Here is a 14659-nt window from a genome sequence, read left to right on the forward strand (position 1 = left end):
CCCCCCCCCTCCTCCCCCCCCCTCTTTCGGGGGGCCCGCTTCTTTGTTAAAACCCCCCCCCCCCCCGGGCCCTTAACACATTGCCCCCCCCACCCCCCCCCCCCTTGTAGGAGCCGGCTTTCTGGCGATGGTCGCTCCACTCAAGGCTGCTCGGTTACCCCGCGCACCACCCGGCCGATCGTCAGCCCCTGCAACAGGATCGATGACAGCACCACGATGTAAGTGATGCTCAGCAACAGGTCACGCTCGGTACCCGTAGGCAGCGACAGCGCCAGGGCAACCGACACACCACCGCGCAGGCCGCCCCAGGTCAGCACGCGCACGGTTCCGCGTGGCACGCTGCGCCAGCGGCGTAACAGGACAATCGCCGGTGCCACGGTCAGCAAACGCGACAGCAGTATCGCCAACGCGAGCACGCCCGCAGCGGTCAGGTGCATCCACGAGAACGGCAGCAGCAACAGCTCCAGGCCAATCAAGGCGAACAGCAAAGCGTTGAGCATGTCGTCAATCAGTTCCCAGAAGCCGTCCAGATAGCGACGGGTCATCTCGTTCATTGCCAGGTTGCGCCCCAGGTTGCCGATGATCAGGCCGGCCACCACCATCGCGATCGGCGCCGAGACGTGCAGTTCATACGCCATGGCCGAGCCACCGATGACCAACGCGAGGGTCAGCATGACTTCGACCTGGTACTGCTCGATGCTCTTGATCATGCGGTAGGTGATGTAGCCGATCAGGCCGCCGAACAGCGCACCGCCAATGGCTTCGCGGGCGAACAGCATGGCGGTTTCGCCAACGCTCGGGGTTTCACCCAGTTGCGCAATGCCCAGCAGCACGGTGAACACCACCACGGCGGTGCCGTCGTTGAACAGGCTCTCACCGACAATGGTGGTTTTCAGCGGTTTGGAGGCGTTGGCGGTACGCAGGGCGCCCAGTACTGCAATCGGGTCGGTCGGCGAAATCAGTGCGCCGAACAGCAGGCAGTAAAGCAGGCTGACATGCCAGCCGAACAAGGCAAAGATCCAGTGCGCCAGGTAGCCGATGACCACAGTGGCAATCAGCACGCCGACGGTGGCCAGCAGGCCGATAGGCCAGCGATAGCTGCGCAGGTCGGCAAGATTCACGTGCAGGGCGCCGGCAAACAGCAGGAACGACAGCATCCAGTGCATCAGCAGGTCGTTGAAGTCGATCTGGCTCATCAGGCTTTGCACCCGCTCTTCCAGCCCCGGGTAGCCGATGACGCTCAAACCTTGCAGCAACAGGGAAAACAGCAGGGCGGTGACCATCACGCCGATGGTGGGCGGCAGGCCGATAAAGCGGTAGTTCAGGTAGGTGAGGAGGGTGGTGAGGCAGATAAACGCAGCAACAAGCTCAAGCATTCCAGGTCCTGTAATGGCTTCCGATATGGCGCCCGATTCCGTCGGGCAGAGCTTGGATGGCCTGTCGAGGGTATGGGGACACAGTTTTTCCGTGCATGCGTTGACCGCGCCTGGGCGATTTGGTTTCCGTCGTTGGCAAATGTGCGCGACGTGGCGGCGGGGGAAATGCTTAGATAGCGGCTGGCCATTGACGACCCTTCTGCTTTGCCAAGGACCTTCGCGTGTTAGCCACTTCCCTTGTGCTGGTTGCCGCCCTGTTGCATGCAACCTGGAACACCCTGATCAAGTTCAGCGGCGAACGCCTGCTGGTCATCGCCAGCATGGACGCCGTGGCACTGGTGTTTGCACTGGTGATGGTTGCCTTCGTGCAGTTCCCGCCGGCCGAGGTCTGGCCGTGGTTGCTGGCCTCGGCACTGTTCGAGCAGTTCTACCGGTTTCTGTTGATCCAGGCCTATCGGGTGGGCGACCTGGGCCTGGTCTATCCCTTGATGCGCGGGCTGTCGCCGCTGGTGGTGCTGGCGCTGACCCTGACCTTTGCCGGTGAAACACTTAGCAGCCAGCAGATCATCGGCATCCTGCTGATTCCCTGTGGCATGGCCTGTCTGCTCTGGCAGGGCGGTGGAGGGGATCGACTGCCCTGGTCGATGCTGCCGGTGGTGGCGCTGATCGGGCTGTGTATCGGTTGTTACACCTGGTTCGACGGTCAGGCCATTCGGTTGTGGTCGCAGCCACTGGACTATCTTGTGTGGTTGACGCTGCTCAGTGCCTGGCCATTTCCGTTGTTGGCCGGTGTTGCCCGGCGCGCGCCGTTCCTCCTGTTCTGGCGCTTGCAGTGGCGGCTCGGCCTGGCCGTGGGTGTCTGCGTGCTGCTCAGCTATGCGCTGGTGCTCTGGGCCATGCAATTGGGGTCGGTGGCAGAGGCGGCAGCGTTGCGCGAGGTCAGTGTGATTCTGGTGGTGCTGTTCGGTATGCGCTACCTCAAAGAACCTTTTGGTGGGCCCAGGCTCTTAGCTTGTGCCCTGGTGCTGATTGGCATGCTGATCATGAAATTCTGACTTCCCGACCGACAAGGAAATAGTTATGACCGTTGCTCTGTGGTGTGTATTGATTGCGATGTTTTTGCCAGTGTTGTGCACCAGCATCGCCAAGTTCGGCAGCGGGGGCTACAACCTGCGGCAAAATCACGATCCGCGGGCGTTTCTCGACAAGCTCGAAGGCTTGCCACGGCGTGCGCATGCGGCGCAGTTGAACAGCTTTGAAGCCTTCCCGGCTTTTGCTGCCGCCGTGATCATTGCCGATATTGTCGGCAACGCAGAGCAGGTGACCCAGGATGTGCTGGCTGTGCTGTACATCACCAGCCGCCTGCTCTACATCATCTGCTACCTGGCCGACTGGGCGGTATTGCGCTCGCTGGTCTGGTTTGTGGGCGTGGGGTTGATCGTTTCGTTTTTTGTTGTGTCGGCCTGACCTAACCGCGGGGCCAGCTCCCCACCTGCAGATGATGGTGGTAGGGGCTGGCCCCGCGATCGGATCACAGCACCTTCGGCACTTCAGGCAGCGCTGCACCTTTGGGCCATAGCAACCAGATCTGCCCTTGCTGCTTCATGTTGCCAGCCAGTTCTCCTGCTTCGGCACCGGTGCCCCAGAACAGGTCTGCTCGCACTTCACCGGTGATGGCCCCGCCGGTGTCCTGGGCCGCAACCGGACGCACCACCGGCGCGCCATCCGGACGCGTGGTGGAGAGCCACAGCAAGCTGCCCAGCGGGATCACCTTGCGGTCGATGGCCACACTGTAGCCTGCGGTCAACGGTACGTTCAGCGAGCCGCGTGGCCCTTCGTTGCTGTCCGGGCGTGTACTGAAGAACACATAGCTGGGGTTGCTCGCCAGGAGTTCGGGCACACGTGTCGGGTTCGCCTCGGCCCAGGCGTGAATGGCACCCATGGACACTTCTTCTTTTTTCAGTTGGCCCTGTTCGACCAGCCAGCGCCCTACCGGACGATAGGGGTGGCCGTTCTGGTCGGCATAACCCACGCGTAGCTGGCGGCCGCTGTCGAGCTGGATACGTCCCGAGCCCTGAATCTGCAGGAACTGCAGGTCCATCGGATCGGTAAGCCAGGCCAGTACCGGGGCCGGCACGCCTTGCTGGTTGATCACTTCGGCGGTGTCGTAAGGCTTGAGCACGCGACCTTCCAGGCGGCCGCGCAGGCGCTTGCCCTTGAGTTCGGGGTAAACGCTGTCCAGTGAGACGACGATCATGTCGTCCGGCACGCCATACACCGGCACATGCGCACTGGCGGTCTGGGTCAGGCTGCCGGGGTAGACCGGTTCGTAATAGCCGGTGATCAAGCCGTTCGCGCTGTTGTCGCCCGAGCGCATGCTGTAGACGTCCAGCTGCGCCTGGAGAAAGCTGCGGACCTGGGCGCTGTCGTTGGGCACGCTGACCGCGGCAGCACAGGTACCCGCCCAGATGGCATCACGCTTGAGGCGTTCGCAAGCACTGCGCCAGGCTTCGAAGCCGGCCAGCAGATCGCTGTCGCTGACGTGAGGCAGGTCTTTCCAGGTGCTGCTGACATAGGTGGCAACTGCATGGGGCTGGGTTTTTTCCGGGGCGCTGCCGTTGCAACCGGTGAGCAGGGCCAGTACCGAGAATGTCCAGCCCAGGTGGCGTAAAGGAAATTTCATGAAGGGGTTTCCGTGGCGGATTGCCCGGGGTTGAGGCGTGGACGGCAATCCGTATGTTTAATAAGGGTATTGGTCTTTGGCGGTGAGGCGAGGATACTGGCCGCCTTTTTCCCGTGAGCCGACGTTACCATGATGCTCAAGCGACTCTCCGTTGTACTGCTTGCCTGCCTGACCCTGACCGCCTGTGGTGGCGTTGATCCCAATTCGCCGCTGGGCCAGCGCAAGACCATTTTCAAACAGATGCTCAAGACCAGTGAAGACCTTGGTGGAATGCTGCGCGGTCGGTTGGCGTTCAACGGACAGAAGTTCGCTGACGGCGCCGTTCAGCTCGACACCTTGTCCCGTGAGCCGTGGAAGCATTTTCCACAGGTGCGCGAAGAGGATGAAACCAGTGCGCGCCCTGACGTCTGGGAAAAGCAGGCGCGTTTTCAGGAACTGGCGCGCCAGCTTGAGGCCGCGACCGGCGAACTGGTTGCCGTGACGCGTACTCAACCGCTGAAGGCGGCCGACCTGGCGGCGCCGACCGACAAGGTTGAAGCAGCCTGCAAAGCCTGTCATACCGAATTTCGTAACCATTGAATACAAGATCGCGGGGCTTGCTGGCTACCACCCTAAGGCGTAGACCGGCCCCGCGATAATCACAGCGCTAATGCGCTGGCTTACTTGTCGAGTTCGTCCAGCGCTTCTTGCAGTTCCTTCTTGGATTCGGCGAGTTTGTCTTTGCGCTTGTTGATCTTCTCGGCATCGCCTTTTTTCATGGCCTTGTCCAGGTCTTTGGTGCGCTGGGTCACTTCATGACGAGCGTCGAGGACTTTCTGTTCGCGCTCCTTGCGCAAGGCGGTGTCGGTGCAGTGCTCGTTGACTTCGCTCAACGCTTTCTCAAGGCCCGACTTTTCGAAAGGGTTGGTGGATTGATCAATCTGCTGCTGGATGTCGGCTTTCTTGGCTGCGCAGCCGGTCAGGGGGCTGGCCTCCGGGGCTGCTTGTACCGCGCTGGCCGCCAGGCCAATTGCGGTCATTAGAATCAGCGAAGAAAAGACTTTCATGGGCGCCTCCATTCGGGGCATAGCAGTAAAGGTTGGGGGAAATCCTGCCCGTATTTCGCGAATTAAGGAACCCTAGGTGGACTTTTCGGCTGCATTGTCAGAAAAATCCTGCTTGTCGAGAAGGTTTCTAATACCCGCGTTGAGGAAGCCTTCAATACCTTGAACCCCTAGTTGCTCAGCCACAGCGGCCAGTTTCGGGTGGGTGAAGAAGGCCTCGAGTTGTTTGGCGCGGGTAGCGCCGATTCCGGGCTCGCCGGACCATTGGGACGCTGTCATGGTTGCCAGCGTTGGCCAGTCCGACCGCAGCTCAAGGTTACGTGGTACCGGTACTCCCAAGGCGCGCAGCCACTGCTGGAAAGGGCGTGTTCGCGCGAGGTCGACGCGCTGCATCAGCTGCTCGGCGCTAGCGGTGTTGAAACCGGGTAGCGGCTGCAGCTGTTCGCCCGTGAGCGTCAGCCAGTCACTCAAGCTGGTGACCAGGCCAGTCTGCACGAGGTTGCGCCAGGCGCCGGCACCTACGTGTGGCAGGTCGAGCCCTTGCTTGCTGCTGAGCCAGGTGAGGCGGGCAATGAACTGTTCTTCGCAGCCAGGGCTGGCCTGCAAGCAACTCAGGGCGTGGAACTGTCCTTGATTCGGCGGCTGAACCTGCTGGCGAACAGTGCTGCGGTGTACGACGTTTTCCAGGCGGGGGATGGTAAGGCCAGCCAGGCTTATCGACACCTGATCGCCCGGGCGTATGTCCAGCGCTTGCCAGCGCGCGACTGATCCCAGGCTGACGTGGGTGATGCGCCGGTCATCGAGGACGACCGGCTGCAATTGCACAACGGGTGTGATTTTGCCGGTGCGCCCGACCTTGAAATGCACCTGGCGTACTTCGGCCAGCACTTGGGAGAACGGGTGTTTCCAGGCAGCGACCCAGTACGGCGCGTTTGTCCGCCAGCGCTCGGCGGGCGGGCGGCTGTCCTGGCGCAGTATCACCCCGTCGGTGGCAAAGGGCAGGGCCGTACCGTACCAACGCTGACGCCAATGCGCGGCCTCTGCCGAGTTGTTGATGGCGACGCTGTAGCGTTCGCTGTCGGCGAAACCCAGCGCGCTCAGCCTGGCCACGCGTTCGGCCTGGGTGTTCGGTCCTGCTGGCCAGTCCCAGACGAACAGGCCGACTCCGGCGCCTTGTGCGCGACTCAACTGTTTGCGTGCCATCAGTCCCGCCACGGTACCGCGTGCACCGAGCCCCCCAGCGCTGGATTGCACATGCGCGTCCAGGCGCCAGTAAAGCTCACCCTGCAGTGTGAGGTCGAGTGGCTGCGGCAGTTCTCGGGTGATACCACCAAGGGACGGAATATGCCGGCTCCAGTCATGCCCGTGTGTCCCGTCGCCGCGGCTGAGCAATTGCTTCAGCCGGCCTTCACGGAAGATCAGTGAAACGGCGACACCGTCCACCTTGGGTTGTATCCAGATGTGCTGTTTACCCTGCATCCAGCGAGCGACGGCGTGTTCGTCGGCCAGCTTGTGCACGCCGGTGTGAGGGACGGGATGGGCGACAGGCCCGCGGGCGCTGGCCAGCGGTGTGTCGCTGGCCTTGCGGTTGAAGCATGCCTGAAGGTGTTTCAGGCGTTGTCGGCTCTGGTCATAAAGCTCATCAGGTACCAATGAAATACCCTGGCCGTGGTAATGCACATCCCAGCGGCTCACGGTTTCGCCCAGCTGGCTTATTTCACGTTGTGCACGGTCGACGGACCAGGCGGGGCAGGTCTGGGCCTGTGCTGTGGATAAGCAGGCGGTTGCGAGCAGCGAGGCGAGCAATTTGAACAACATGGCCAGCATCCTTGCTTGGCAGTAGGGAGTCCTCAGCCTAGGCAACGGTTGCTCAGGGCAGTGGCTGGAGTTGTCAGCCGATATGTCACAAAAAAGCCCCAGCCGATCACTCGGCTGGGGCTTTTCTTGTCGCTTGCAGCTTAGCGCTGGTCGCTAACGCTTACAGGCCGGCGGCAGCGCGCAGGGCGTCGACGCGGTCGGTACGTTCCCAGGTGAAGGTGGTGAAGGTGTCGTCACCGACAGTCTTCTGCTGCGGGATACGGCCGAAGTGACCGTAGGCAGCGGTTTCCTGGTACATCGGGTGCAGCAGGTCGAGCATGGTGGTGATGGCGTACGGACGCAGGTCGAAGCACTCACGCACCAGCTGGACGATCTTGTCGTCGGAGATCTTGCCGGTGCCGAAGGTGTTCAGCGAGATCGACGTAGGTTGGGCTACACCGATGGCGTAAGAGACCTGAATCTCGCAACGCTCGGCCAGGCCGGCGGCAACGATGTTCTTGGCCACGTAGCGGCCGGCGTAGGCTGCCGAACGGTCAACCTTGGATGGGTCTTTACCGGAGAATGCGCCACCGCCGTGACGGGCCATGCCGCCATAGCTGTCAACGATGATCTTGCGGCCGGTCAGGCCGCAGTCGCCCACCGGGCCACCGATGATGAACTGGCCGGTCGGGTTGATGTGGAACTGGGTGTCTTTGTGCAGCAGTTCGGCAGGCAGGGTGTGCTTGACGATCAGCTCCATCACGGCTTCCTGCAGGTCTTTTTGCGAGACTTCAGGGTTGTGCTGGGTCGACAGGACCACGGCGTCGATGCCGACGACCTTGCCGCCTTCGTAACGGCAGGTGACTTGCGACTTGGCATCCGGGCGCAGCCACGGCAGCAGGCCGGACTTGCGGGCTTCGGCCTGGCGCTCGACCAGACGGTGGGAGAAGCAGATCGGTGCTGGCATCAGCACGTCGGTTTCGTTGCTGGCATAGCCGAACATCAGGCCCTGGTCGCCAGCGCCCTGGTCTTCAGGCTTGCTGCGGTCAACGCCCTGGGCGATGTCTACCGACTGCTTGCCGATGATGTTCATTACGGCGCAGGTGGCGCCATCGAAGCCGACGTCGGAGCTGTTGTAGCCGATGTCGACGATGACCTTGCGGACGATCTCTTCGAGGTCTACCCAAGCCGAGGTGGTGACTTCACCCGCGATGATCGCTACACCGGTTTTCACCAGGGTTTCGCAGGCCACGCGTGCGTATTTGTCCTGGGTGATGATGGCGTCCAGCACAGCATCCGAAATCTGGTCGGCGATTTTGTCCGGATGCCCTTCAGACACGGACTCGGAGGTGAAAAGGGAGTATTCGCTCATCTCGACGGGTTCCTAAAATTTACCGATGTTGAGTGTCGCCAGCCGGTCGCTGAAAATGGCGGACCTGAATCTGGAAACCATTACGTAAGCCCACATAGAGGCTGTCCCCGGGAGCCAGTCCCGCAGCGCTGGCCCAGCGGGCCAGGTCGTCCTGTTCAAAACCCAGCCAGAGATCACCGCAGGCCTCTCTGGCCCAGCTTTGGTCATGGCTGCACAACTCTGTCACCAGCAGGCTGCCGCCTGCCTTTACACGGTTGGCCAGTTGCCGCAGGGCTTGGGCCGGGGCGCTGAAATGGTGCAGGACCATGTTCAGCACTACGCAGTCGGCTTCCACATCCGTTGCACTGAGTGCATCGGCCAACTGCAGGTTCACATTAGCCAGGCCTTCACGCTGACAGACCTGGCGTGCCAGCTCGAGCATGGTCGGGCTGTTGTCCAGTGCGGTGACCCGGGCAAAGCGCCGGGCCAGCTCGGGTAGAAATTCACCATCGCCAGGGCCGACTTCGAGGGCACTGGCGTGGGGGGCAAAACTGAGCTTGTCGAGCAATGCCAGCAGGCTTTCGCCATATTGTGGCAGGCCGGCAATCAAATCTTGCTGGGCGCGAAACTTCTCTTCCACACGCAGGAAAAAGTCCTGACTGGTGGCGGCACGGCGCTGCTGCACCTGGTCGATCCGCATCTGGACGTCGTCGGCCAGGGCCAGTGCATCAACTTCTTCCAGCAACGCGGCGTGCAGCTTGCCGCCCAGTCGCTGGTCGTCCGGCAGGGCACGGCGATAGAACACCGCGTTGCCTTCGCGCCGGGTGGCCACCAGGGAGGCTTGTGCCAGCACCTTGAGGTGATGGCTCATGCCTGACTGGCCGATGGCAAAGATCTGCGCCAGTTCCAGCACGCCGAACGAGTCGCTGGCCAGGGCGCGCAATACGTTCAAGCGCAGCGGGTCGCCGCCGGCCTTGCACAGGGCGGCCAGTTCGTCGCTTTGCTCAGGGCGGATTGCGGGCGCAAGTACGTTCATGGGGCGGCAGTCTAGACAGGGCACCCCTCCAGTCGCAAGAGCAATATCAAAAAGTTTTGATATTGCTCGATAAGCGGGGCAAATCGTCGCAGCGTTAGCGACCGATCCTGCTGTTTGCCCGGGCTAACCCCTGAATCTGCGCTTAAACACAGGAAAATCACACTGCATCGACCATCCGTCATTGCCCCCGGACACGTGCCTGGGCGAAAATGGCCGCCTTTTTTCGTTTCGTAATTAATTCAAGCCCAGGAGATAAGCGATGCCCAGCCGTCGTGAGCGTGCCAACGCCATTCGTGCCCTCAGCATGGATGCCGTGCAAAAGGCCAACAGCGGCCATCCCGGTGCCCCTATGGGCATGGCGGATATCGCCGAGGTTCTTTGGCGCGACTATCTGAAACACAACCCGACCAACCCGAACTTCGCCGACCGTGACCGCTTCGTGCTGTCGAACGGCCATGGCTCGATGTTGATCTACTCGCTGCTGCACCTGACCGGCTATGACGTCACCATCGACGACCTCAAGGCTTTCCGTCAGCTGCACAGCCGTACCCCGGGTCACCCCGAATTCGGTTACACCCCGGGCGTCGAGACCACCACCGGTCCGCTCGGTCAGGGCCTGGCCAACGCCGTGGGCTTTGCCCTCGCGGAAAAAGTGCTGGGTGCCCAGTTCAACCGTGAAGGCCACAACATCGTCGATCACCACACCTATGTGTTCCTGGGTGACGGCTGCATGATGGAAGGCATCTCCCACGAAGTCGCTTCCCTGGCCGGTACCCTGGGCCTTGGCAAGCTGATTGCGTTCTACGATGACAACGGTATTTCCATCGACGGTGAAGTCGAAGGCTGGTTCACCGACGACACGCCCAAGCGTTTTGAAGCCTACGGCTGGCAGGTGATCCGCAATGTCGACGGCCATGACGCCGACGAGATCAAGACCGCCATCGATACCGCTCGCAAAAGCGAGCAACCGACGCTGATCTGCTGCAAGACCATCATCGGTTTCGGTTCGCCGAACAAGCAGGGCAAGGAAGACTGCCACGGCGCACCGCTGGGCAACGATGAAATCGCCCTGGCCCGTAAAGAATTGAAGTGGGACCACGCGCCGTTCGAAGTGCCGGCTGATATCTACGCCGAATGGGATGCCAAGGAAGCCGGCAAGGCTGCCGAAGCGGCCTGGGACAAGCGTTTTGCTGCCTACGCTGCTGCCTTCCCTGAGCTGGCCAGCGAGCTGAAGCGTCGCCTGAGCGGCGAGCTGCCTGCTGACTTCTCCGAAAAAGCCTCGGCCTACATTGCTGAAGTGGCGGCCAAAGGCGAGACCATCGCCAGCCGCAAGGCCAGCCAGAACACCCTGAACGCCTTCGGTCCTCTGCTGCCAGAGTTTCTCGGCGGCTCGGCTGACCTGGCCGGTTCCAACCTGACCCTGTGGAAAGGTTGCAAGGGCGTCAGCGCTGAAGATGCCAGCGGCAACTACATGTTCTACGGCGTGCGCGAGTTCGGCATGACCGCCATCATGAACGGCGTTGCCCTGCACGGCGGCCTGGTGCCTTACGGCGCAACCTTCCTGATGTTCATGGAATACGCCCGTAACGCTGTGCGCATGTCGGCACTGATGAAGCAGCGTGTGATCCACGTCTACACCCACGACTCCATCGGTCTGGGCGAAGACGGCCCGACTCACCAGCCGATCGAGCAACTGACCAGCCTGCGCAGCACGCCTAACCTGGACACCTGGCGCCCAGCCGACGCCGTTGAATCGGCGGTGTCCTGGAAGCATGCGCTGGAGCGCAAGGACGGCCCTTCGGCACTGATCTTCTCGCGTCAGAACCTGCAGCACCAAACCCGTGATGCCGGCCAGATCGCCGACATCAGCCGTGGTGGCTATGTGTTGAAAGACTGCGCAGGCGAGCCTGAGCTGATCCTGATCGCCACCGGCTCCGAAGTCGGCCTGGCCGTTCAGGCCTTCGACAAGCTGACCGAACAAGGCCGCAAAGCCCGTGTCGTGTCGATGCCGTGCACCAGCGTGTTCGATGCCCAGGACGCTGCGTACAAACAATCGGTACTGCCGCTGCAGGTTGGCGCGCGTATCGCTATCGAAGCGGCCCATGCCGACTTCTGGTACAAGTACGTCGGCCTTGAAGGTCGTGTCATCGGCATGACCACCTACGGCGAATCGGCCCCGGCGGCTGCTTTGTTCGAAGAATTCGGCTTCACCCTGGAAAACATCCTGGGTACTGCTGAAGAGCTGCTGGAAGACTGATAGACCGGTGAGGCTGTACCGGCCTCATCGCGGGCAAGCCCGCTCCTGCAGGTTCATCTGATCTGTGCAGGAGCGGGCTTGCCCGCGATGGGCTGTGCAGCAGCTATGAACCGGCCAGACAACGTATACGTTCGTGAGCCTATCCATGCCACACCCGCGTCCCTACAAAGTTGCACTCAACGGCTACGGCCGTATCGGTCGTTGCGTTTTGCGCGCACTCTTTGAACGAGGGGCAAAGGCCGGCTTCGAAATCGTTGCGCTGAACGACCTGGCCGACCAGGCCAGCATCGAATACCTGACACGCTTCGACTCCACCCACGGGCGTTTTCCCGGCGAGGTGAGGGTCGATGGCGATTGTCTGCATATCAATGGCGACTGCGTGAAAGTCTTGCGCAGTGCCACCCCTGAGGACATCGACTGGGCCGCACTGGATGTCGACCTGGTGCTTGAATGCTCAGGCGCCTACAACACCCGTGCCGATGGCCAGCGCTTTCTTGACGCCGGTGCGCCGCGGGTGCTGTTTTCCCAGCCCATGGCCAGTGAAGCCGACGTCGACGCAACCGTTGTCTACGGCATCAACCAGGATTGCCTGGACGGCAGCGAACGGCTGGTCTCCAACGCCTCCTGTACCACCAACTGCGGCGTCCCGTTGCTGCGCGTGCTGGACCAGGCCTTTGGCCTGGAGTACGTGTCGATCACCACGATCCACTCGGCGATGAACGATCAGCCGGTGATCGACGCCTATCACCATGAAGACCTGCGCCGTACCCGCTCGGCGTTCCAGTCGGTGATTCCGGTGTCCACCGGCCTTGCCCGTGGCATTGAACGCCTGCTGCCGGAACTTGCCGGGCGAATTCAGGCCAAAGCCGTGCGCGTGCCGACGGTTAATGTGTCGTGCCTGGACATCACCCTGCAGACCGCCCGCGATACCACGGCGGCCGAAGTCAACCAGGTGTTGCGTGACGCAGCCCTGAGCGGACCGCTCAAGGGCTTGCTGGCCTACACTGAACTGCCGCATGCCAGTTGTGATTTCAACCATGACCCACATTCGGCGATCGTCGATGCCAGTCAGACCCGCGTTTCCGGCCCCCGGCTGGTCAACCTGCTGGCCTGGTTCGACAACGAATGGGGTTTTGCCAACCGTATGCTCGACGTTGCCGAACACTATCTGCACGTCGTCAATCAAACCCGCTCCACTTGTAAACAGCCCTGAAGGACTGCATTCATGACCGTGTTGAAGATGACCGACCTCGACCTGCAAGGTAAGCGCGTACTGATTCGCGAAGACCTCAACGTCCCTGTGAAGGACGGTGTGGTTGCCAGCGATGCGCGTATCCTGGCTTCGCTGCCGACCATCAAGCTGGCGCTGGAAAAGGGCGCGGCCGTGATGGTGTGCTCGCACCTGGGTCGCCCGAGCGAAGGTGAGTTCTCTGCCGAGAACAGCCTGAAGCCAGTTGCCGACTACCTGAGCAAAGCGCTGGGCCGTGAAGTACCGCTGGTTGCTGACTACCTCGACGGTGTTGACGTCAAGGCCGGCGACATCGTGTTGTTCGAGAACGTGCGCTTCAACAAGGGTGAAAAGAAGAACGCCGACGAGCTGGCGCAAAAATACGCCGCACTGTGCGATGTGTTCGTGATGGACGCATTCGGCACCGCTCACCGCGCCGAGGGTTCGACCCACGGCGTGGCCAAGTTCGCCAAAGTCGCTGCCGCCGGCCCGCTGCTGGCCGCTGAGCTGGATGCGCTGGGCAAGGCCCTGAAAGCCCCGGCCAAACCGATGGCTGCCATTGTGGCCGGCTCCAAGGTGTCGACCAAGCTCGACGTGCTCAACAGCCTGAGCCAGATCTGCGACCTGCTGATCGTGGGTGGCGGTATCGCCAACACCTTCCTGGCCGCTGCCGGTCACCCGGTTGGCAAATCGCTGTACGAGCCCGACCTGATCGATACTGCCAAAGCCATTGCCGCCAAGGTCAATGTGCCGCTGCCGGTCGACGTAGTGGTTGCCAAGGAATTCGCGGAAAGCGCTGCGGCAACCGTCAAGCTGGTGGGTGACGTAGCCGAAGATGACATGATCCTCGACATCGGCCCGCAAACTGCGGCCAACTTTGCCGAGCTGCTGAAGTCGTCCAAGACCATCCTGTGGAACGGTCCGGTTGGTGTGTTCGAGTTCGACCAGTTCGGCAACGGCACCAAAGTGCTGGCCCAGGCTATCGCTGAAAGCGCGGCGTTCTCCATTGCCGGTGGTGGCGACACCCTGGCCGCCATCGACAAGTATGGCGTTGCCGAGCAAATCTCCTACATTTCTACCGGTGGCGGCGCGTTCCTCGAGTTCGTCGAGGGCAAGGTCCTGCCAGCAGTGGAAGTACTGGAACAACGGGCCAAGGCCTGATTCGCTCAGCGCCTGGCAAAGGGAGCGACCTGATGGTCAAGCGATTGCCTGTGTTTGTCCTGGTCGGGATGCTGGGCGCTTGCTCCAGCACTCCGGAGCCTTCGGCCGATAAGCCGGGCGCGCCGAAAGGCGGCTGCTATCAGTCCGAATGGCAGGCGGAAACCGTCCCGGTGATCAACAAGCGGCTCGGCCCGGATGGCCTGGAAAAATACGACGATGAACACCAGCGCCGGGCTCAGGGTTGCCCTTGATCGGTTGATGGCAACCTACCGGCCCGTTTGTGGTCTGCTAGAGGATATTCAATGAAAGGAGTCGTGGCCGTGCTGGCCCTGGCAGTACTGGGCGGATGCGCAAGCTTCTCGCCCGCACCGGCGCCGTCGGACAACTGGACGCGCTGGGTGTGTGACAGCCAGGCCGAAGTGCTGTGGCGCTTTGCCGACAGCAGTCAGCAGCAGGTTGATGTGCGACTGGGCGGCGGTGACCAGGTTTACCGCCTGAAGGCCGAGCCCGGTGCCTCGGGCAGTTTGTACAGCGATGGTGTGCTGGCGTTCCACAGCAAGGGTGACGAAGGCCTGGTGTACTGGGTCGCCACCAACGATTTGATAGGGCGGGGCTGCAAGGCGCCGTGACTGGCCGGGCCGCCGATGGCGGCCCACACTACTTGAATAGCAACCGCCACTGCGGCAGGCTTGCACGATTAAAACGACGCTTGTCGGGAGAGAGATAC

At 61.7% G+C, this 14659-nt stretch carries 14 protein-coding genes; 8 read left to right on the top strand and 6 right to left on the bottom strand.

Features of this window, described 5'->3' with window-relative positions; genetic code table 11:
* Positions 1–140 precede the first annotated feature (140 nt).
* The gene (locus I5S59_RS22725; RefSeq protein ID WP_197878575.1) at positions 141–1376 is read right to left on the bottom strand and encodes a cation:proton antiporter; all 1236 of its coding nucleotides are present in this window, start codon (positions 1374–1376) and stop codon (positions 141–143) included.
* A gap of 221 nt (positions 1377–1597) precedes the next feature.
* Between I5S59_RS22725 and I5S59_RS22730 the strand changes: the two genes are divergently transcribed.
* Together I5S59_RS22730 and I5S59_RS22735 are read left to right on the top strand one after the other, a co-directional pair.
* Positions 1598–2431: an EamA family transporter gene (locus I5S59_RS22730; RefSeq protein ID WP_197878576.1), complete on the top strand. Its 834-nt coding sequence runs from the start codon at positions 1598–1600 to the stop codon at positions 2429–2431.
* A gap of 25 nt (positions 2432–2456) precedes the next feature.
* Positions 2457–2843: an MAPEG family protein gene (locus I5S59_RS22735; protein ID WP_197878577.1), complete on the top strand. Its 387-nt coding sequence runs from the start codon at positions 2457–2459 to the stop codon at positions 2841–2843.
* Positions 2844–2907: 64 nt separating this feature from the next.
* On the opposite strand, the gene I5S59_RS22740 is transcribed toward I5S59_RS22735, so the two are convergent.
* Positions 2908–4059 carry a murein transglycosylase A gene (locus tag I5S59_RS22740; protein WP_197878578.1) on the bottom strand — a complete coding sequence of 384 codons (1152 nt, stop codon included), beginning with the start codon at positions 4057–4059 and terminating at the stop codon, positions 2908–2910.
* Between the two features lie 129 nt (positions 4060–4188).
* Here I5S59_RS22740 and I5S59_RS22745 point away from each other — a divergent pair, with 129 nt between their 5' ends.
* Positions 4189–4638 (top strand): c-type cytochrome, encoded by a 450-nt coding sequence (locus I5S59_RS22745; protein WP_197878579.1) that lies wholly within the window; start codon positions 4189–4191, stop codon positions 4636–4638.
* Positions 4639–4718: 80 nt separating this feature from the next.
* On the opposite strand, the gene I5S59_RS22750 is transcribed toward I5S59_RS22745, so the two are convergent.
* The 4 genes from I5S59_RS22750 to I5S59_RS22765 form a co-directional block, all read right to left on the bottom strand.
* Positions 4719–5105 carry a DUF1090 domain-containing protein gene (locus tag I5S59_RS22750; protein ID WP_197878580.1) on the bottom strand — a complete coding sequence of 129 codons (387 nt, stop codon included), beginning with the start codon at positions 5103–5105 and terminating at the stop codon, positions 4719–4721.
* 72 nt (positions 5106–5177) lie between these two features.
* Entirely contained in the window at positions 5178–6920 is a 1743-nt protein-coding gene (gene ligB, locus I5S59_RS22755; protein WP_197878581.1) for an NAD-dependent DNA ligase LigB, read from the bottom strand.
* Positions 6921–7080: 160 nt separating this feature from the next.
* The gene (gene metK, locus I5S59_RS22760; protein WP_045182013.1) at positions 7081–8271 is read right to left on the bottom strand and encodes a methionine adenosyltransferase; all 1191 of its coding nucleotides are present in this window, start codon (positions 8269–8271) and stop codon (positions 7081–7083) included.
* Between the two features lie 19 nt (positions 8272–8290).
* Entirely contained in the window at positions 8291–9286 is a 996-nt protein-coding gene (locus I5S59_RS22765) for an ArsR/SmtB family transcription factor (RefSeq protein WP_197878582.1), read from the bottom strand.
* A gap of 259 nt (positions 9287–9545) precedes the next feature.
* Here I5S59_RS22765 and tkt point away from each other — a divergent pair, with 259 nt between their 5' ends.
* From tkt to I5S59_RS22790, 5 genes are all read left to right on the top strand, one after another.
* Positions 9546–11543 (top strand): transketolase, encoded by a 1998-nt coding sequence (gene tkt / locus I5S59_RS22770; RefSeq protein WP_197878583.1) that lies wholly within the window; start codon positions 9546–9548, stop codon positions 11541–11543.
* 145 nt (positions 11544–11688) lie between these two features.
* Positions 11689–12756, top strand: a complete 1068-nt coding sequence (gene epd, locus I5S59_RS22775; protein ID WP_197878584.1) for an erythrose-4-phosphate dehydrogenase — start codon at positions 11689–11691, stop codon at positions 12754–12756.
* Between the two features lie 12 nt (positions 12757–12768).
* Positions 12769–13932 carry a phosphoglycerate kinase gene (locus I5S59_RS22780; protein ID WP_197878585.1) on the top strand — a complete coding sequence of 388 codons (1164 nt, stop codon included), beginning with the start codon at positions 12769–12771 and terminating at the stop codon, positions 13930–13932.
* Positions 13932–14183 (top strand): hypothetical protein, encoded by a 252-nt coding sequence (locus tag I5S59_RS22785; RefSeq protein WP_128321612.1) that lies wholly within the window; start codon positions 13932–13934, stop codon positions 14181–14183. The genes I5S59_RS22780 and I5S59_RS22785 overlap by 1 nt, the downstream gene beginning before the upstream one ends.
* A gap of 51 nt (positions 14184–14234) precedes the next feature.
* Entirely contained in the window at positions 14235–14561 is a 327-nt protein-coding gene (locus I5S59_RS22790; protein ID WP_197878586.1) for an MliC family protein, read from the top strand.
* Positions 14562–14659 lie beyond the last annotated feature (98 nt).

Origin of the sequence: Pseudomonas alkylphenolica, assembly GCF_016009175.1 — a bacterium.
Taxonomy (GTDB): Bacteria; Pseudomonadota; Gammaproteobacteria; order Pseudomonadales; family Pseudomonadaceae; genus Aquipseudomonas; species Aquipseudomonas alkylphenolica_B.